The organism is Candidatus Binatia bacterium (assembly GCA_029243485.1).
Classification (GTDB): domain Bacteria; phylum Desulfobacterota; class Binatia; order UBA12015; family UBA12015; genus VGTG01.
This window is the reverse complement of the sequence record JAQWRY010000003.1, coordinates 147,502-166,021: the sequence shown is the minus strand read 5'-3', so window position 1 is coordinate 166,021 and position 18,520 is coordinate 147,502. Positions and strand designations below refer to the sequence as shown.

The 18,520-nt window shown below is 64.5% G+C and carries 21 protein-coding genes; 12 read left to right on the top strand and 9 right to left on the bottom strand.

The genetic code is table 11. From position 1 onward, the window contains the following. Positions 1–23: 23 nt before the first annotated feature. From P8R42_02855 to P8R42_02840, 4 genes are all read right to left on the bottom strand, one after another. Entirely contained in the window at positions 24–170 is a 147-nt protein-coding gene (locus P8R42_02855; GenBank protein MDG2303588.1) for a hypothetical protein, read from the bottom strand. 14 nt (positions 171–184) lie between these two features. Continuing rightward, on the bottom strand, positions 185–586 hold the full coding sequence (locus tag P8R42_02850) for a hypothetical protein (protein ID MDG2303587.1): 402 nt from the start codon (positions 584–586) through the stop codon (positions 185–187). 215 nt (positions 587–801) lie between these two features. Beyond that, positions 802–2,202 carry a Mur ligase domain-containing protein gene (locus P8R42_02845; GenBank protein ID MDG2303586.1) on the bottom strand — a complete coding sequence of 467 codons (1,401 nt, stop codon included), beginning with the start codon at positions 2,200–2,202 and terminating at the stop codon, positions 802–804. Continuing rightward, positions 2,199–3,314 carry a serine hydrolase gene (locus P8R42_02840; protein MDG2303585.1) on the bottom strand — a complete coding sequence of 372 codons (1,116 nt, stop codon included), beginning with the start codon at positions 3,312–3,314 and terminating at the stop codon, positions 2,199–2,201. Before P8R42_02840 ends, P8R42_02845 begins: the two co-directional genes overlap by 4 nt. Positions 3,315–3,586: 272 nt before the next feature. On the opposite strand from P8R42_02840, the gene P8R42_02835 reads away from it, so the two are divergent. From P8R42_02835 to P8R42_02785, 11 genes are all read left to right on the top strand, one after another. Next, entirely contained in the window at positions 3,587–3,874 is a 288-nt protein-coding gene (locus P8R42_02835) for a DUF507 family protein (GenBank protein MDG2303584.1), read from the top strand. A 7-nt stretch (positions 3,875–3,881) separates the two neighbouring features. After that, a complete protein-coding gene (locus tag P8R42_02830) occupies positions 3,882–4,052 on the top strand; it encodes a hypothetical protein (protein ID MDG2303583.1) in 171 nt (56 codons plus the stop codon). Between the two features lie 175 nt (positions 4,053–4,227). Next, complete coding sequence (groES, locus tag P8R42_02825) at positions 4,228–4,515, top strand: co-chaperone GroES (protein MDG2303582.1); 288 nt, start codon at positions 4,228–4,230, stop codon at positions 4,513–4,515. Between the two features lie 28 nt (positions 4,516–4,543). Then, complete coding sequence (groL, locus tag P8R42_02820; GenBank protein MDG2303581.1) at positions 4,544–6,199, top strand: chaperonin GroEL; 1,656 nt, start codon at positions 4,544–4,546, stop codon at positions 6,197–6,199. Between the two features lie 175 nt (positions 6,200–6,374). Further along, a complete protein-coding gene (locus P8R42_02815) occupies positions 6,375–6,899 on the top strand; it encodes a hypothetical protein (protein ID MDG2303580.1) in 525 nt (174 codons plus the stop codon). A gap of 162 nt (positions 6,900–7,061) precedes the next feature. Then, entirely contained in the window at positions 7,062–8,408 is a 1,347-nt protein-coding gene (gene ffh / locus P8R42_02810) for a signal recognition particle protein (protein ID MDG2303579.1), read from the top strand. A 70-nt stretch (positions 8,409–8,478) separates the two neighbouring features. Next, entirely contained in the window at positions 8,479–8,766 is a 288-nt protein-coding gene (gene rpsP, locus P8R42_02805; protein MDG2303578.1) for a 30S ribosomal protein S16, read from the top strand. Positions 8,767–8,770: 4 nt separating this feature from the next. Next, positions 8,771–9,007 (top strand): KH domain-containing protein, encoded by a 237-nt coding sequence (locus P8R42_02800; protein ID MDG2303577.1) that lies wholly within the window; start codon positions 8,771–8,773, stop codon positions 9,005–9,007. 48 nt (positions 9,008–9,055) lie between these two features. Then, positions 9,056–9,577, top strand: coding sequence for a ribosome maturation factor RimM (rimM, locus tag P8R42_02795; protein ID MDG2303576.1), 522 nt, complete (start codon positions 9,056–9,058; stop codon positions 9,575–9,577). Between the two features lie 5 nt (positions 9,578–9,582). Then, the gene (gene trmD, locus P8R42_02790) at positions 9,583–10,272 is read left to right on the top strand and encodes a tRNA (guanosine(37)-N1)-methyltransferase TrmD (protein MDG2303575.1); all 690 of its coding nucleotides are present in this window, start codon (positions 9,583–9,585) and stop codon (positions 10,270–10,272) included. Continuing rightward, on the top strand, positions 10,269–10,847 hold the full coding sequence (locus P8R42_02785) for an RNA methyltransferase (protein MDG2303574.1): 579 nt from the start codon (positions 10,269–10,271) through the stop codon (positions 10,845–10,847). The genes trmD and P8R42_02785 overlap by 4 nt, the downstream gene beginning before the upstream one ends. A gap of 25 nt (positions 10,848–10,872) precedes the next feature. Here the strand turns inward: P8R42_02785 and P8R42_02780 are convergent, their stop codons facing one another. From P8R42_02780 to P8R42_02770, 3 genes are all read right to left on the bottom strand, one after another. After that, positions 10,873–12,147 (bottom strand): lipase family protein, encoded by a 1,275-nt coding sequence (locus tag P8R42_02780; protein ID MDG2303573.1) that lies wholly within the window; start codon positions 12,145–12,147, stop codon positions 10,873–10,875. A gap of 14 nt (positions 12,148–12,161) precedes the next feature. Then, entirely contained in the window at positions 12,162–13,538 is a 1,377-nt protein-coding gene (locus P8R42_02775; GenBank protein MDG2303572.1) for an outer membrane protein transport protein, read from the bottom strand. Positions 13,539–13,669: 131 nt separating this feature from the next. Next, a complete protein-coding gene (locus P8R42_02770) occupies positions 13,670–13,885 on the bottom strand; it encodes a hypothetical protein (GenBank protein MDG2303571.1) in 216 nt (71 codons plus the stop codon). A 114-nt stretch (positions 13,886–13,999) separates the two neighbouring features. Here P8R42_02770 and P8R42_02765 point away from each other — a divergent pair, with 114 nt between their 5' ends. Then, a complete protein-coding gene (locus P8R42_02765; GenBank protein MDG2303570.1) occupies positions 14,000–14,269 on the top strand; it encodes a hypothetical protein in 270 nt (89 codons plus the stop codon). A 422-nt stretch (positions 14,270–14,691) separates the two neighbouring features. Here P8R42_02765 and P8R42_02760 read toward each other — a convergent pair whose 3' ends face one another. Next, positions 14,692–16,596, bottom strand: a complete 1,905-nt coding sequence (locus P8R42_02760; GenBank protein MDG2303569.1) for an ABC transporter ATP-binding protein — start codon at positions 16,594–16,596, stop codon at positions 14,692–14,694. Further along, a complete protein-coding gene (locus P8R42_02755) occupies positions 16,593–18,473 on the bottom strand; it encodes an ABC transporter ATP-binding protein (GenBank protein MDG2303568.1) in 1,881 nt (626 codons plus the stop codon). Before P8R42_02755 ends, P8R42_02760 begins: the two co-directional genes overlap by 4 nt. Positions 18,474–18,520: the final 47 nt, after the last annotated feature.

Below are 18,520 nucleotides of genomic sequence, written 5' to 3'. Positions count from 1 at the left end.
CCGGCCGGCGCGAGCGGAGTCGATCAGGCGCGGGCCGCGCACAGGAAGAACTCGATGCCCTCGGCGAGGCGCTCCTTGAGCGAGAAGGTGGCTTTCTCCTCCTCCTCGCCCCACTGAAGACAGGCGAGGCCCTGGATCGCCTCGAGGTTCTTGCGGAGGCTGTCGAACACGCGGCCTCGACCGGTCAGAGCGAACTGCCGACGGACCAGATCCTGATACTCGTGCTAGGTGCCCGTAGCCGCGTCCGTCCAGACACGGGCGATCGTGAACGCCTCCTCGGTGTCGAAATTCTCCTGCGACGTGCGCAGGCCGCAGAAGAACGAGGGTACATGAACCGCAGGTCGCCGGCCGCCGTCACGCGCCACCGCAGAGCCGGCTGCAACACGAAGCGCTCGTCGCCGCCGGCGTAAGCGACCGCGAGTGCGCTGCGCGCCTCTGCCGCGCGATCCGCATCCGTTCCCAGGAGAAGCCCGACCTCATCGAAGTACGCGCGCGCCAGAGCGAACTCTTCCAGCTGCCTCTCGGCGAGCCCCTCGGCGATGCTGGCGAGCCAGGTAACCTTCCCCTCGGATGAATCCTCCGCCAATCAGGGGTGGCCGTGTTTCTTTTCGAACGATTCGCACGGAGCGCCGGCCCCCAGAACGGCCAGGACCGGTGCGGAAGCGAGGATGCCCCGTGCTGCGACTGCCGCGGATCCGAAGAAATGCATGGTGGTCTCTCCTGTGAGCTATCTCCCAGGGCATTTTGTAGACCACTATTCTTTGTAATATAAATCTTTTTTGTTCTACAAAATCTATAGCGTCAAAACTTCTTCTCGAGGCCGGTCCGGATCTTCTCGAGAACCCCTCCGAACGCGCCGTTGGATAGAACCGCTACGACGTCGCCCGGGCGTGCGCCGGAAAGCACTCGCTGCGCAAGGTCGTCGTGGTCCACCGCGGCATCCGCGGTTCGACCTTTCCCCGCGATCCGAGCGCATGCTTCCGGCGGAGAGAACCGATCGTCCTCGTCGAGCAGTTCGGCGCGATGCACGGGTCCGAAGACCACGACGTCGGCTTGCGCCAACGCATCGGCGATCTGATCCTGGAAGATGCGGCGTCGCGTCGTATTCGAGCGAGGATCGAAGAGCGCCCACACGCGACGACCGGGGTAACGATCACGCACGGCGGTGAGCGTACCCTCGATCGCAGTCGGATGGTGCGCGAAGTCGTCGATCAACGTGACCTCGCCATCGAGAACGAGTTGTTGACGACGACGGACCCCGTGGAACGTCTTCGTCGCGCGCTGAATCGCCTCCACCGGCACGCCGAACTTCCGAGCGAGAACCGCCACGCCGAGGATGTTGCGCGCATTCATCCGACCGAGGAGCGGACTGGTGAGCGCGAACTCTTCATCCGGTCCGCGCGCGAGGAATTGCAGACCGCCGGGCCCATCGGAAAGATCGACCGCACTCCAGTCCGCCTCGCCTGGTGCGGCGAACGTGAGAAACTCTCGCCCCGAATCTCGAGCGACCGCGAGTGCGTGCGGAAACTCCGCGGACACGGCGAGCGGCGCGCCGTCGGGTAGGAGCGCCAACAGTCGCGCAAAGCTCGACTTCACATGGTCGAGATCGCGGTAGATGTCCGCGTGGTCGAACTCGACCGATGTCAGCACGACGCCCGCCGGTCGGTAGTGGAGGAATTTCGGCCCCTTGTCGAAGTAGGCCGAATCATACTCGTCCCCTTCGAGAACGAACGCCGCCCCCTCCCCGAGGCGATACCCCGCAGGGAGATCCAGCGGCGCGCCACCGATGAACCAACCGGGATTGCGGCCCGCGGTCTCGAGCACCCACGCAAGGAAGCTCGACGTCGTCGTCTTCCCATGAGTACCGGCGATGACGAGCGGTGTCCGCGACGGGAGCAGGAGGGTTTCCAGCGCCTCCGGCATCGAAAGCGTGGGGATGCCGCGCCGGCGCGCCTCGACCGCCTCGGGATTGTCGGCGCGAATCGCATTGCCCATCACGAGAAGATCCGGGCGCGGAGAGAGGTTTTTCGCCGCGTACCCCTTGGCAACCGGCACGCCGAGGGCCGCGAGTTGGTCGCTCGCCGGCGGGTAGACCTCCAAGTCGGAACCGCGCACGCGATGCCCGAGAGCGACCAGGAGACCCGCCAACGAAGTCATCCCGACACCCCCGATGGCCGTCATGTGGATCGATCGGCTGCTCATCCGAACGTTTCTAGCACCGCATCGTGGATTCGCGGACGGAACTCACGGATCCGATCGTTGTCGCGCGACGGGTGAACGCGATTGGTGAGCAACGTGATCGACAAGCGTCGAGGCCGATCGATCCACAGCGACGTCCCGGTGAACCCTAGATGTCCCACCGTCTGTTCCGAGACCTTCGTTCCCGCCGACGAGCCTTCCGGCGACGGCGTGTCCCAACCCAGAGTGCGCGTGGAACCCGGCACCGCCGTATCGATCTCCCACATCTGCCGCGCGAGCTCCTGCGGCAGGAAGTCGTTTTCGCCGAGCGATGCATCGAGCGTGAGACGTGCCAACGAATCCACGTCGCGCGCGGCGCCGAACAAACCGGCGTGCCCCGCGACGCCTCCCATCGCCCAGCAGTTCTCGTCGTCGACTTCGCCGCAGAGCACCCGCTTGCGCCACGGACACTTCTGCGTGGGCGCGATGAGCTCCGCCACGGGCGCCAGGCGTTGCCCCCGCACCTGCGACAGGTCGATGAACGACATCGCCCGAAGCCCGGCCGGACCGAAGAGATAACGCTGGCAGAATCGGTCGAGCGGCAGACCGCTGATCGTCTCGATCGCCTGCCCGAGCAACATGAAGCCGAGATCGCTGTACACCGCCTTCTCGCCGGGCGGCTGCTGAAGCTTGTCGCGGTGGATCTGTTCGAAGACCCACTCCTTGGCCTCGCGGCTGCCTATGAAGTTGAGGCGGGCCCGCGCGAGCTTCGACGCCTCTTTGTAGAACAGCCGATGCGCGACGAGGCCCGAGGAGTGCGTGAGCAGGTGGCGGAACGTGACGTGGGTCTTCTGGTGCACCCCGAAGTTGTGGAAGAAGCGCGTGAACCGGTCATCGAAGGACAACCGGCCCTGCTTCACGAGCACGAGGAAGGCGAGCGTCGTCGCGAGCGGCTTGGTCAGGGAGGCCAGGTCGAAGACGGTCTCGGCCTGAATCGGCTCGGAGCCCGCCTCGCCGGTCCGCGTCCCGACGGCCGTCTCCATCTCGACCCTGCCGGCCCGGCTCACCACCAGGACCGCCCCCGGATAGGCGCCCTGGTCCACGCCTTCCGCCAACACCTGCTCGACCCGGCCCACGCCTATCCCCTCCCCGCTCGGAGCCCGGGACCCGGACAGAAGCGTCCCACGAGGGCTCTGCGGGCCGGCAGGCCGGCGAAGAACAGGCGAAACTGTGCTCTGTGCGGCGCGCCGGCGGCGCCGCCCCACCAGGCCTCGGGCACTGCCGCGGCCCCAGCCGAGAACTCCTCCTCCATGACTCCCATCCCCTCTTGCGAATGTCCCGATTTCCCGACGCCTTGCAAACGGAACACCCGGTTTGGTAGCTCGCAGTTGGATTACCGAAGCTTCCGGTGGGGATCTCCCAATCACAGCTCCAGGCAGTGGCGAGAGCGGTCGTCGACGAGCTCGTTCGAGCCGACGCGATCGAACTCGGTACGAGTCACGAAGCGGCAGAGAAAGCTCTGGTCGTCGAGTTCGAGGCTTATTTCAAAGCCGCGGACGAACTCGAGCGGGACGCGGAGCGAACGGCAGATCAACACTTGAAGGCGGCAGGACGTGAAGGACTCGGCCTCGACCGACGAATGATCGTCCGGAAAATCAAGGAGAAGCTCGCCGAAGAACGCGGCTTCCCGGCCTGAATCAGCGATGACACTGAGCGAAGCAGCATCCTCCCATCTTGCCCACCGGGCCCTCGACGTCCTCAAAAAGGACGGGGGGAAGGTGCGCAACGAACGCATCGCACTCGCACAGGTCAAGAAGTCGCTGGCGAGGCACCTCGACCGGGGGGTCGAGCAGGACCAACGGCGCATGCGCTGACGGAACCGACGATTCCCGCGAGTTCCGCCTTGACAGTTCGGAACCCGTGATTAAATCGCTGGCCGATTCCATCGACGTGGTGGGTGTCCATCTCCACGTCGCCAAAACAAAGACAATTCGATCGAGTAGTTCAGGGATTCCCTAGGTTGGGGAGCGAAAGGAGAGGGACGTACAAATGAAAATCCGACCGTTGCAGGACCGCGTCATCGTGAAGCGCGTCGACGAAGAAACGACATCCGCTGGTGGCATCATCATCCCCGATACGGCGAAGGAAAAGCCGCAAGAGGGCAAAGTCGTCGCCGTCGGTAAGGGCAAAGTGGGCGATGACGGCAAGGTCAACCCGCTGGACGTGAAGAGCGGCGACAAGATCCTGTTCGGCAAGTACGCCGGAACCGAGATCAAGATCGAAGGCGAAGAGCACCTGATCCTGCGCGAGGACGACATCCTCGGCGTGATCGAGTAGCCGAGAAACCGAGCAGGGAGATATCAAGATGAGTGCAAAAATCGTCAAATTCGGAAGCGACGCCCGCGAGAAGGTCCTGAACGGGGTCAACACGCTGGCGGACGCTGTCACGGTCACCCTCGGCCCCAAGGGCCGCAACGTCGTTCTCGAGAAGTCTTTCGGCGCGCCGAACATCACCAAGGACGGCGTCACCGTCGCCAAGGAGATCGAGCTCGAGGACAAATTCGAGAACATGGGCGCTCAGATGGTGAAGGAAGTCGCTTCGAAGACTTCCGATCTCGCCGGTGACGGCACCACCACGGCGACCGTCCTCGCCCGCGCGATCTTCAACGAAGGCTCTAAGATGGTCGCCGCCGGCCACGACCCGATGTCCCTGAAGCGCGGCATCGACAAGGCTGTCGAAGCCATCATCAATGAGCTCCGCGTCCTTTCGAAGCCGACCAAGGACCAGAAGGAAATTGCTCAGGTCGGCACGATCTCGGCCAACAACGACCCCACCATCGGCGGCATCATCGCCGAGGCGATGGACAAGGTCGGTAAGGACGGCGTGATCACGGTCGAAGAGGCCAAGGGCCTCGAGACCACCCTCGAAGTCGTCGAGGGCATGCAGTTCGACCGCGGCTACCTCTCGCCGTACTTCGTCACCGATCCCGATCGGATGGAGTGCGTCGTGGAAGACGCCTACCTTCTCATCCACGAGAAGAAGATCAGCAACATGAAGGATATCCTTCCGATCCTCGAGCAGATTGCGAAGACCGGTAAGCCCTTCATCCTGCTGGCCGAGGACGTCGACGGCGAGGCTCTCGCCACGTTGGTCGTCAACAAGATCCGCGGCACGCTCAACTGCGCCGCGGTGAAGGCACCTGGCTTCGGCGATCGCCGCAAGGCCATGCTCGAAGACATCGCGACCCTCTCCGGCGGTAAGGTCATCGCCGAGGAGCTCGGCCTCAAGCTCGAGAACATGACTCTCAATGATCTCGGCAAGGCCAAGCGCGTCGTCATCGACAAGGACAACACGACGATCATCGATGGTGCCGGCAAGAAGGGCGACATCCAGGGTCGCGTGGGTCAGATTCGTAACCAGATCGAAGAGACCACGTCCGACTACGACCGCGAGAAGCTCCAAGAGCGCCTCGCCAAGCTGATCGGTGGCGTTGCCGTCGTTCAGGTCGGTGCTGCCACCGAGGTCGAGATGAAGGAGAAGAAGGCCCGCGTCGAGGATGCTCTGCACGCGACGCGCGCCGCGGTCGAAGAGGGTATCGTCCCTGGAGGCGGTGTTGCGCTGATTCGCAGCTCGCCCGTTCTCGACAAGATCAAGGCTGCCGCCGAAGAGAAGATCGGTGTGGACATCGTTCGCCGTGCGATCGAGGCTCCGCTTCGCTGGATCTCCTCGAACGCCGGACAGGAGCCGTCGATCGTCGTGGACCGAGTCCGTAACGCCAAGGGCTCCATTGGCTTCAACGCCGCCAAGGATGAGTACGAAGACCTCCTGAAGGCCGGCATCATCGACCCGACCAAGGTCGTGCGTACCGCGCTGCAGAATGCCGCGTCGGTCGCCGGTCTCCTCCTCACCACGGAGGCCATGGTCGCCGAGAAGCCTGAAGAAGCAGGCGCGGGCGGCGGTATGCCTGCGATGCCTCCGGGTGGCATGGGCGGCATGGGTGGCATGGGCGGCATGATGTAAGCCGTCCTTCACTTCGCAGTGAAGTACGAAGGGGCGCGAGGAAAAATCCTCGCGCCCCTTTTTCGTTCCGGGGCTCCAGGAGATCGAGCTCGCAGCCACGGGAATCTCGATGCTCGTGCTTCTCCCACCATCGACCGCACTCAGCGCGATACGTCCCGCGCATAAGCCCCCTCGTTTGGTCGAGATCCAAGCCAACGCGTTCGAACCGGGCGACGGCTCGGGCCAAGGCGAAGCCGCCGTCGCCTCGACGCTTTCTCAGTATCTCGTCGCCTGGCTGGATGCCCCCGGTTCGCCGAGCCGACTCCAGGTCGCGCGGGTCGGCATGGACGGCGAAGTCCTCGACCCAGGGGGCGTGGTTCTGTTGGACGAGCACGCAAACCGCGCGGATCTCGTCGTGGCCGCGAACGACGAGCAGTACCTGATCGCCTGGACGGACGATGCCGGAGACGGCACGCGCGACCTCCTCGGAATCGTTGTCGACACCCAGGCCGCCCCGAGCGACCCGGAACCCGTCACGTTCGCCAAGGACGTGACCGGCCCCTACCCCCTCGCCGAGGATCGCACCGACCCGACAGCGACTCCCCCGGCCCGGCCGAAATCAGCAGAAGCTCCTCCGCCCAGGGGAGATCAAGACGAACCAACGAAGATCCCCCGACAAAATCGCCACCGAAGTGACGATAAAAGAAACCCCCGAGATTAAGGAACGTCCCTAGCTCCGAGCCCCTCGGATTGGCTCGAACGCCCGTACGACGGATGTCGGGCAAGGCACAAGATGTTGAATTGACAACGTTTCGGGCCGCCAGTACCGTTTACTCGTCGCTGGAGGAGGTGCGGGTTGGGTGCGACCCTCGCTTCGACCTAAATGTTCGATTCCCTTTCCGACAAGCTCGAGGGCGTGTTCCGCAAGATTCGCGGAACAGGAAAACTCACCGAAGCGAATATCGAAGAGGCCCTTCGCGATGTCCGCATGGCGCTTCTCGAAGCGGACGTTCACTTCCAGGTCGCCAAATCCTTCCTCGACAAGGTGCGCGAGCGCGCCATCGGCCAGGAAGTTCTCCAGAGCCTCTCGCCCGATCAGCAACTCATCAAGATCGTGCACGAAGAGCTCATGGCGCTCATGGGCGGCGCCGCCGGCAAGCTCGATCTCTCAGGCGACGGCATCGCAACGATCATGCTCGTCGGCCTACAGGGCTCCGGTAAGACGACGACGTCGGCGAAGCTCGCAACGCACCTCATCAAGACCCGTCAGGCGCGGCCGTTCCTCGTGCCGCTCGACCTCTCGCGCCCCGCTGCGATCCAGCAGCTGAAGACCCTCGCCGGCCAGGTCGGCTCGCCCGCGGGCGTCTACGACACCCCCGAAGAAGGTGGCGTTCCAGCGAAAATCGCCGCCGCAGCGATCGAAGAGGCCAAGAAGGGCGGCTTCGACACCGTCATCTTCGACACCGCCGGCCGACTCGCCATCGACGAAGAACTCATGGGCGAGCTCCGGGCCGTCCGCGAGGCGGTGCGTCCCCGGCAGACCCTGCTGGTCGCCGACGCCATGACCGGTCAGGACGCGGTCGCCGTCGCCACCGGTTTCCGCGACGGCATCGGCCTCGACGGCGTCGTCCTCTCGAAGATGGAAGGCGATGCCCGCGGCGGCGCGGCGCTCTCGATCCACCACGTCACCGAGCGCCCCATCCTGTTCGTGGGTATGGGCGAAAAGCTCGATACCCTGGAGGTTTTTCACCCCGACCGGGTCGCCTCGCGCATCCTGGGCATGGGCGACGTCCTCTCGCTGATCGAGAAGGCCGAGGAAGCCTACGACGAGAAGCAGGCCCTCGAGCTCCAGCGCAAGCTCAAGAAAGACGAGTTCACGCTCGAAGATTTCCGCGATCAGCTGCGGGCCGTAAAAAAAATGGGCTCGATCGGGGATCTCCTCAAGATGATCCCCGGCATGAAGAAGCTCGCCAAGGGCGGCGAGCTTGACGGGGCCCAGGGCGAGCTCACCCGGATCGAAGCCATCATCGACTCGATGACCAACCAGGAGCGCAGAAACCACCTGATTCTCAACGGCAGCCGCCGTAAGCGGATCGCCAAGGGGTCGGGGACCAGCGTTTCCGAGGTCAACAAGTTCCTGAAGCAGTACCAGCAGACCCGAAAAATGATGAAAAAGCTGAGTTCCGGAGCCGGTCGAGGCCTCCTTGCTCAGCTCCAGGGCGGGCGCTAACAATTACGGATTCTACGAGAACCCCAAGCCCTGTAGGCACAGGAACAAATAGGCACGGAGAAAACTAGAGATGGCCGCAGTAATTCGACTTTCGAGACATGGGACCAAGAAGCGTCCCTTCTACCGCATCGTTGCGGCCTCCAAAGAGAAGCCCCGGGATGGGCGCTTCCTCGAGCAGCTCGGCTACTACGACCCGACCCGGACCCCCGCCGACATCAACATCAAGATGGAGCAGCTCGAGGCATGGATTCGGAAGGGCGCGAACCCTTCCCCCACCGTATTACGACTCATGAAACGAGCCGGATGGAAGGGTCTCCAGAAGGACACGGAACCTGCCCCGGCGTCCGCCGAGGGCTGAAAATATGAAGGAACTCGTCGAACTCCTCGCAAAGCACCTGGTCAACCACCCCGACAAGGTAGAGGTGAAAGAGACGGTGGGCGATACCGCATCGGTCATCGAGCTTCGCGTCGCGGTCGAAGACCTGGGCCGTATCATCGGCAAGCAGGGTCGTACCGCAAAGTCCATCCGCACGCTGGTGAACGCGGCCGCGTCGCGAATAAACCGCAAGGTCGTCCTCGAGATCATCGAGGACAAGTAAAAACGCATCACCGAGTCGGACCCCAGCGCGACGGCGTCGCCACCGGAGTTGCTTCTGGTTGGAACGCTAGTCGCCGGGCACGGTGTACGCGGGCTCGCCCGCGTGAAGCCGTACAACCCCGACTCGCCGGCGCTCGCCGGCTGTGTGGCCGTCTGGCTGAAGCCGCGCGCGGCGGATCATGCGACTCGCTTCGACGTCAAGCGGGTGCAGGCCTACAAGCAGCTCTTCCTCGTCGGCCTCGACGGGATCGACAGCTTGAACGATCTCGAGCCGTGGTTTCGAAGTGAGGTCTCGGTCGAGATGTCGACGGTACCCGAAGCCAAGGACGGCGAGGTCTACCACTTCGAGGTGATCGGGCTCACCGTGAGAACGGTGGACGGCGAAGCCGTCGGCAAGATCACGGAGGTCATGGCGCTCCCCAACAACGACCTGTGGGTGCTCGAGTCCCTCGGTGCCGGACCACTGCGCGAGATCCTCATCCCCGTCGTGGGTGAGATCGTGAAGGAGATCGATCTCACTGAAGGCTTCGCGGTAATTGACCCACCGCTCGGCCTGCTCGACGAAGACTGACGGCCATGCGCATCGATGTCCTCACCCTCTTCCCCGGGTTCTTTACCGGCTTTCTCGAATCGAGCCTCCTGGGCAAGGCGATCGAGAAGGGCCTCCTGGAGGTCGAGCTCCATCAGATCCGGGAATGGGCGACGAACAAGCATCACACCGTCGACGATACGCCCTACGGCGGTGGCCACGGGATGGTGATGAAGGTCGAACCCCTAGTGGCTGCGCTGGAAGCCGTCGCCAAGCCCGGCGCCCGACGACTCCTTCTCTCTGCTCGCGGACCGCGCCTCACCCACGCGCGCGCCCAGGAACTCGCCGCCCTCCCCCATCTCGTCCTGCTGTGCGGTCGGTACGAAGGCGTCGACGAGCGCGTCGACGACTACATCGACGAGGAAGTGTGCATCGGAGACTACGTCCTCTCCGGTGGCGAGGCCGGGGCGCTGGTCCTGATCGACGCCGTCTCCCGACTGATCCCCGGCGTCTTGGGCAACCCCGGGTCGCTCACGAGCGAGTCCTTCGCCGAAGACCTTCTCGAGTATCCACAATACACGCGGCCCGAGACCTTCCGCGGCCAGGCCGTCCCGGAAATCCTTCTCTCGGGCAACCACGCCGCAATCGAGAAGTGGCGGCGAGAACAGTCGATCGAGAGGACCGAGCGGATTCGACCGGACCTCACGAAGGATCCGGGCGGGAAGAAGACCTCGTGAGTGCGCCGCTCTACCTGGCGCTCCTCCACCACCCCGTCGTGAATCGCGATGACGCGATCGTGACGACGTCGGTGACGAACCTCGACATCCACGACATCGCCCGGTCCGCACGCACGTACGACATCGCCGGCTACTTCGTCGCACACCCCAGCACGGGACTTCGCGCACTCTGTGACCGCGTCGCCTGGCACTGGCAGGAGGGCTACGGCGCGAAGTCGAACGAGTCGCGCCGACTCGCAATGGAGCTCGTTCAAATCGTCCCGGACCTGGACCACATCATCGCCCACATCGAGGAGGCGACGACGCAGCGCCCGATCCTCGTGGCGACGTCGGCCCGCACGCACGACCGGGCCACGAACTCGTTCCCCGAAATACGCAGCCGCATCGAGACCGGCGACACGCCGGTCCTCCTCCTCCTCGGGACGGGCTACGGACTCTCCCCGGGGATCGTCGCTGACTGCGAGCTGCTTCTCGAGCCCCTGCGCGGACCCGGCAGCTACAACCACCTCGCGGTGCGGGCCGCCGCGGCAATCCTTCTGGACCGACTACGCGGCGTGCACGAAGCACCTACCTAGCTAGCGGCCTGACCCAAGCCCTCGCTCACGGACAGGAGGGCGGGATCGCACAATTACTGATGGCGCTCTCACCACGAAGCCTCCGCTGCGCCCAATCGATCATCTCCGTCGTGGCTGCCGTGACCACACCCGAGTGGGTCTGCCCCGGGTACGCCGTAAACTCCACCGTCTCGCCTGCCGGGCACAGGACGTCGTTGAAGTAGGTGAAGTTCGTCGAGATGGGGATGGTGGTGTCCTTACAACCCTGAACGATGAGCATGGGCGTATCGACCGACTCGGTTCCGAGCGAGTTGAGGTTGATCGCATCGAGCCAGGGCTGCGGGTAGTCATTGAAGTCGATGAAGAAATCCATCACGTTGAACGGCAGGCGGGGTGAATGACCGAGCGCATCCAGAAGCTGGTTCACGCCGATCGCCGCTCCGCCGGTCATCGCGCAGACGTTCTGAAAGACCGGGAGCCCTTCCGTCCCGTACGGTTCGGTGACAATGTCGTTGGCCTCGAGCTCGGCGTACGAGTCCTGGTACGAGAGCAGCGCAAGGTAGAGGAACACCACCGCCTCGGTGGGCAGGGTCGCGCCCGGACCGCCCCGATACGCAAGTTCGAGAAGATCGTAAAGGCTCGCTGCTGGTGCCCCGAGGATCACACCGCTGGATTTCAGCTCGGGAGCGTAGTCCGCAGCGATCTCCGCGGCCCAGCCGGCGGAGCTTCCACCCTGGGAGTGCCCGTAGAGGATCAGCTGATCGCTGATTAGACCCCCGCCGATCCGCTGTGCCGCACGCACCGAGTCCAACACATTCTGACCCTCGACCTGGCCGACAAGGAAGCTGTACGGCCCCGGAGCGCCCTGTCCCTGATAGTCGGCACCGACAACGGCAAAGCCCGCATCGACCCAGCTCTTGTAGAAGAAGTCGTAGAACGAGTCGCTCGAAGCGATCTTCACGGCCGAGAACGGACGGATCGACGGAGCGCAGATCCGAGCGATTCCGGTCGTGCCGTGTGCCGCCGCGACGAGCGGAAAGCCACCCGGCGGAGGATCGCCGCCGGGCATCACGAGCAATCCGGTCGTCGCGATGTCGACGCCCTCGTTCGTTCGCGAGTGGTACATGATCCGCTGCGCGCGAATGCCGGACGGAGCGTTCGGCACACCGCCGGTTCGGATCACCGATCCAGGCGCCGCCTCCGGCAACGGGCTCGGTGGGTCATAGAAATTCGGGACGGGCTTCCCCGCGTCGGGGTTCGAGCTGCCCCCACACGCCGCGAGGAAAAGAAGGGCCCCCGACAAGATCGAACGCAGGTTCATCGTGTGCTCTCCTCTCAAAACGGCAGATCCTGCCAAGGCAGGTTCTTCCAGTTGTAAGTGAACTGCGCGCCGAAGACGTCCGCGGACGTCTCTATTGTCGCGACGATCTGACTTTGGTCGACGGTCTGGTTCGTCTCGTCGATCGTTCCGTCGGACAGGAAGAAGTGACTCCAGCCGAAGTCGAAGAACATGTTGTCCAACAGCTCGTACCCGAAGCCGAACGACAGCAGGACGCGATTCCCGTCGGGCAAACGCAGGGTGCGGTTATTGTTGTTCACCGGAGAACCGTCGAATCCGCTCCCCATACGCACCGTCCACCCGTCGGCGGGTCGAATCTGCGCGCCGATCGTACCGCGGTACCCATCCCGGAAGCCCTCATAGACGGCATCGTTGATGGTCGACCCACCGACCAACTGCGAAAGGCTCGGGGGAAGATCGGGCACCTTGAGCTGCGTCGAGAGCTGCTGAAAGATCGACCACTGCGTCCACTGAAAATCCGCCATGACGTCGATCCACTCGAACGGCGTCCAGAAGCCGGACGCGATCAGGCTACCTGGCGCGCTGATTCCCATGCGTGACGTCCCGGAGATGGTCTCGCCCTGCGTCAGGCCCGGAGCCTCGGGAAGGTCGAGATCGACCGAGCCTGTCAGCGTGTGATGGATCGCCGATCGGTACGCGACGCCGACACGCGCCTCCTTCGTGATCTCGTAGAGTATTCCGACGTTCCAACCGAAGGCCCAGTCGTCGGCGAAAATGCGGGAATTGATGTCGTAAGCCTGCATGATGGGGAGCGTCGGCACGGCGAGCTTCTGATTGATCCGTGCGCGAACGACCTGCGCGTTGAACCCGGCCGCGACCGAGAGACCTTCGATGGGCTCCCAAGCGATGGCTGGGTTGATACTGATGCTGCGCAGAGCCGAAAGAGTGCCGACGTATCGGGTCACGCCGTCGTCCGGATAGTTCGTGTCGTTGCCGAACGGAACCGTCACCCCCAGATAGCCGACCCACTCGTCCGAGATCCGCTGCGCGAAGTGGAACTGCGGCACCGCGACGACCGACCCACCATCGACGACGTTGGATTCGCTCGGGATGTTCTGTCCCCAGGTGGTCGCCTTCGAGGCGGTGAGTTCGAGGTCCAGGTCGATGATGTAGCCCGATGCGACGAAGCTCCCGCCCTCCAGGAGCGTCAAGCCCGCGGGATTGAAGTACGCCATCGACGCATCCGCTCCCCACGCTGCGGTTCCGGAGTACGCGGTACCGGTGAGTCGCGGGCTCACCTCGAGCAACTGCAACCCAGCTCCGTTCGCCGGAGTAGCTCCGGCCAAGATCATAATCGTGAGCGCGCTACCGGCACCGACCCTTCTCCCAATCCACACGAACAACCTCGCCATGCCCCCCCCTTTCGGGCCATCCACATTCAACCCGGTCCCTTTGGCGGCTATCGCGTGCAGCACGCTACGTCAAACCCGGACGGGCGTAAGAACAAGCGTATCCCGCCGACTCGGGCGCGGCTCGTCCGTGCTCAGTCGCGCGACGTGCCGCGGGGCCTCCGCACCTGCCGGCAAAGCTCCGCAGGAAGGATGGACTTCGTCATGAGCGCGGCGTCCGACAGCTCGCTTGCAAGCGCCTCGGCCCGTTCGGGATGGCCCGGCAGGACCAGGTCAATGTGTCCCTCACGCGAAGGCGACGCACCGAGGCCGTCCACACCGGCCAAGGCGACGAATAGGCTATACCCCACGCCTTCCAGAGCTTCGCGAACGAGCTCTCGCGCGAGGGAAGATACGACGTACAGACCGAGACCCGCACCCTGCTGGCGGCTCCGTCTACCAGAGACACCATCGGACTGAACGGCGTGAGTTCCGAGGAGTCCATCACCATCGGAGCGACCACGAACGGCCAGATTCCCAACAATGGAATGAACATCGAGGTTCACGGTTGCGGTCCCGAGCAATGCGACGGCGGGGACCTGGGCGGCCAGACGTGCGCGGGCCTCGGCTTCAGCGGCGAGATCCTGAGATGCAGCCAACAATGCCAGTTCGATACGGGACTCTGCACCAACTCAGAGCCTGGCTGTCGAGACGGTTTCCTCACCGAGCGCGTGATCGCGGGCCAGAACACCTAAGGCGTGACGAACGTGGCGATCCCCCCGGGTACGACTCGGGGGCACTGCCTCCCGGTCGGCTCCCCGCTGATCCCAACCAGCCAGGACATCAACCGAATCTACCTGTCCTGGGATGACGCAACGGGCTACGTCTGCGGCGTCCTTGATGCCCGGACGGCGCAGTTGTTCCCATTTTTCAGAACGCCCGGACCATCGACCGGCACCAGCGGCAGCCTGCGCTTCAGTCGCAAGGTCTTCCGCCAGCCTGATAGCCCCTAGTGTGTCGCGCGCGGTCGCTACATCGTGGAAGTGAAGGGCGTGCGGCTCTACAACCCCGCCGATCCGGACTCCCAACGCTTCACGATCACGTGGGGCGTGAACTAGCCCGCATTTCTCGCCGGACGGGGGCGTCACCCCCGCTACCGCTGCTCGGCGATTCGCGCTCAGTAGTGCGCCGACCAGGTCGCGAACATCTCGGCGTAGCGTCCACCCTTCGCGACGAGTTCTTCGTGCGTTCCGACCTCGACGATCTCTCCGTCGTGGACGGTCGCGATCCGGTCCGCCCGTCGTGCCGTTGCGAGGCGATGGGCGATGATGAGCGCCGTCCTTCCCTCGAGCACGACGTCGAGCGCGTGCTCGATCAAGGCCTCGGACCGCAGGTCCAGGTTCGAGGTCGCCTCGTCGAGGACGAGAACCCGAGGCTCGGCCAGGAAGGCGCGGGCGAGCGCCAGGAGCTGCCGCTCGCCGGCGGATAAGGTGACGCCGCGTTCGTGCACCAGGGTGTGAATCCCGTGCGGTAGGCGAGCGACCAGATCCTGTATCCCAACCGCCTGGCAGGCGGAGACGACTTCCTCGTCGCTCGCGTCCGGCCGCGCGAACGCAACGTTGTCTCGCAGCGAGCCTGCGAAGAGGAAGGCCTCCTGGGGCACCACGCCCAGCTGCGTGCGAAGCGACTCGAACGTCACCTCGCGAAGGTCGCGCCCGTCGATCCGCACCGCGCCCGAGTCCGGGTCGTAGAAACGCGCAACCAGCTTGGCGATCGTCGACTTCCCGGAGCCCGTCGCACCCACGAGTGCGAACGTCTCGCCGGGATGGATGCGCAGATCGATCTCCCGAAGCACCGGCGTACCCGGCTGGTAGGAGAACCAAACGTTCTCGAGAGTGATCTCTCCTTGGATCGTCGGCAGAACCCCCGCACCCACGGTCTCGGCAACTGACGGCTCCTCCGCCAGAAGCTCGCGGAGCTTCACCACGGCCGCGGTCCCCTGCTGGTAGATCGTGTAGAGCTGGACGAGCTGCTGGATCGGCGCAAAAAACGCGGTGAGGTACAGGATGAACGCCGCCAAATCGCCGACGGTCAGCTGCCCCTGCAGCACCATGCGACCACCGATGAGGAAGAGCAGGGCCTGACCGAGGATGCCAACCATCTCGGTCCCCGGCCCGTAGATCGCGTTCACCTGTGCCGTCGCGTCGTTCGCCTCGCGGTACGCACCGACTACGTTTCGATGCTCGATCACGTTGTGCCGCCGGCGGTTGAACGCCGTCACGATGCGAACCCCGGCGAGGCTCTCTTGGAGATGCGCCAGGACGTCCGCGATGCGATCGCGAACGGTAAGATAGCGATGCCCTGACGCGCCCCGGAACCAGAGCGTCATTCCCAGCATCGCCGGCACGACCGCGAAAAGCATCACCATCGCCAGCCACGGGTTCAGGGCGATGAGAAGCGCCGTCACGATCGTGAGCGTCAGCGCCTGGACCGCCAGCTGCACGAGCCCCTCCTGGAAGAGCGCGGCAAGCGAAACCGGGTCGCTGGTCTGTCGGCTGAACAAAACGCCGCTCTTCTCTTCGGTGAAGAAACCGAGCGAGAGCCTCTGAAGATGCGCGAAGATCCGCACGCGAAGCCGGACCATGAGATCGGCGCCGACGCGCGCCGTGACCACGATCCGAACGCGGCTGACCACAATCGAAAGACCGATCGTCACGAGGTACAGGGCCGCCACGCCCAGAAGGACTCGCGTGCTCGCCCCCCTAATTCCCGAGTCGATTGCGACCTTGGTCAGCAGCGGGCCCGACTGGAGAGCCAGCGTCTCGAGCACGACCAGTCCCAGGGCACCGAGGAGGGCGATCCAGTGAGGAGCGAGGAATCTGCCCAACGTGAAGGGGCGTCGATCGTACTCTCCGTGACGGAACTCCACCTCCTCGTGCACGAGCTCCGGCTCGCCCGCGAGGATCTCGTCCACCCGCTCCTGAAGCTCGGTCGGAACGCCGGCGAACGGCAGGTTCTGTCCACCCTGCCCGCCGAGGCCCCCGAAGAGGGGCCCCGCGAACCCACCGCCGCCGAACGTCACGGCGCCACCTCTGCGTCTTCGCTCGCCGCCTCGGCATCACCGAAGTGCGCGAGGACCTCGGCGTACCGGGGTTCCGTCCGCATCAGATCCGCGTGCGTACCGTCGGCCACGATCCGGCCCTCCTCGAGAAGAACGACGCGATCGGCGAGCGCAATCGTCGAGAGGCGATGGGCGATCACGATCGTCGTTCGACCCTCGAGGAGCGCCTCGAGCGCATCGTGAATCGTCTGTTCGACATGCACGTCGACTGCGCTCGTCGCGTCGTCCAGGATCAAGACCCGCGGGTTCGCGAGTAGGGATCGCGCTATCGAGATGCGCTGTCGCTGGCCACCCGAAAGGTCGTAGCCTCGCTCGCCGATGACGGTCTCGTAGGCGTCAGGCAACTTCTCGATGAACTCGGCGGCGTCGGCCGCGACGGCCGCGGCGATGACGTCCTTTTCGGCGGCATCGGGCCGCGCGTACGCGATGTTGTCGCGGATCGAACTCGTAAAGAGAAAGGGCTCATCCGGAATGATGCCGACATGTGCCCGCACACTCGCGAGCCGCAGGTCGCGGACGTCGTGCCCGTCGATACGAACGGCGCCGCCGTCGACGTCGTAGTAGCGCGCGAGGAGCCGCGCGACCGTGGACTTCCCACACCCGGTTCGACCCACGACGGCGACGGTCTGTCCCGGCGGCACCGCGAGATCGAAGCCCGACAGCACCGAAGCGTTCTCTCCGTATCCGAACGTGACGTTCTGGAAGAGCACCTCGCCCTGCGGATCGACCAGATCTTCCGCGTCGGCCCGCTCCTCGATCTCCGGCTTCTCGTCGAGAACCTCGTAGATGCGCAGGGCCGAAGCGGCCGCTCGCTGCACCATCATCAGGAAGAAGCCGAACATGCGGAACGGCGCCTGCAACATGACGACGTAGGTCGTGAACGCGACTATCGCCCCGATTGTGAGGCGCCCCTCGATCGTGAGCCACCCGCCGACGAGCAAAACCATTGCCATGCCGACGCGTGGCATAGCTTCGATGACCGGCGCATGCGCCGCCTGAACCTCCGCCTGCCGCACGCTGATCCACTGAAGCTTCCGAGCGGCCGTCGAAATCGCTTCGATCTGCCCGCGTTCGCCGGAAAACGCCTTCACGACCCGGACACCCGAGAGGTTCTCTTCAACGGTGGTCGCGATGTCCGCCATTCGCGCCTGTACGATCCAGGAGATCGGAAAGGTGAGCCGTCCGAGACGCGCGCCGAGCAGGCCGACGAACGGGAGCGGAAGAATCGCAACGATCGTGAGAGGCAGGCTGATCGACGCCATCAGGCCGATCGCCGCGACGAAGGAGAAGATCGTCAGGCAGATGAGCGGCCCGAACGTCAGAAACATCTGAACCGTTCGGATGTCTGAGTTCGCGCGCGAGATGATCTGTCCCGACTGAACCCGATCGTAGAAGGAGAACGAGAGCCGGCTCAGGTGCTCGTACAGCGTCACCCGCAAATCGTTCTCGATCGCGTACGCGACGCGGAACAGCCAGAAGCGACTGATGAACCCCGCGCCCCCACGGGCGAGCCCGAGAAGCGCGATCGCGAGCACGAAGCCCTCGAGAGGCATCGTCCGTGACGTCAGGGCCTGATCGATCGCCGCCATCATCACGCGCGGGACCGCGACCCCGCACATCAGGCTCACGACCGACGATCCGAGAGCGATCAGGAAGATCCCGCGATGCCCGGCAACGACGGGCCAGAGGCGCCGCAACCAGCCGAGCTCGGAGTCGGGATGGATCGACGAACGAGGGGCCTCATAGAGGGACTCGATGCCGATGGGCTCGAGGGGATGGGGCGGGTCCGCGGGGAGGGATCCAAGGTCCTGCAAAGTTCGCTCGAGCCCGCTTCGCACCGCCTTGGTGAATAACGAACCCGGCCCCCGCGGACACCCGGAATAGT

What these genes read in the sequence shown, in the direction of transcription:
- P8R42_02830 (MDG2303583.1), top strand. Translation starts at nt 3,882, where the DNA reads ATGACACTGAGCGAAGCAGCATCCTCCCATCTTGCCCACCGGGCCCTC.
- trmD (MDG2303575.1), top strand. Translation starts at nt 9,583, where the DNA reads ATGCGCATCGATGTCCTCACCCTCTTCCCCGGGTTCTTTACCGGCTTT.
- P8R42_02800 (MDG2303577.1), top strand. Translation starts at nt 8,771, where the DNA reads ATGAAGGAACTCGTCGAACTCCTCGCAAAGCACCTGGTCAACCACCCC.
- P8R42_02780 (MDG2303573.1), bottom strand. Translation starts at nt 12,147, where the DNA reads ATGAACCTGCGTTCGATCTTGTCGGGGGCCCTTCTTTTCCTCGCGGCG.
- groES (MDG2303582.1), top strand. Translation starts at nt 4,228, where the DNA reads ATGAAAATCCGACCGTTGCAGGACCGCGTCATCGTGAAGCGCGTCGAC.
- P8R42_02775 (MDG2303572.1), bottom strand. Translation starts at nt 13,538, where the DNA reads ATGGCGAGGTTGTTCGTGTGGATTGGGAGAAGGGTCGGTGCCGGTAGC.
- groL (MDG2303581.1), top strand. Translation starts at nt 4,544, where the DNA reads ATGAGTGCAAAAATCGTCAAATTCGGAAGCGACGCCCGCGAGAAGGTC.
- ffh (MDG2303579.1), top strand. Translation starts at nt 7,062, where the DNA reads ATGTTCGATTCCCTTTCCGACAAGCTCGAGGGCGTGTTCCGCAAGATT.
- P8R42_02845 (MDG2303586.1), bottom strand. Translation starts at nt 2,202, where the DNA reads ATGAGCAGCCGATCGATCCACATGACGGCCATCGGGGGTGTCGGGATG.
- rpsP (MDG2303578.1), top strand. Translation starts at nt 8,479, where the DNA reads ATGGCCGCAGTAATTCGACTTTCGAGACATGGGACCAAGAAGCGTCCC.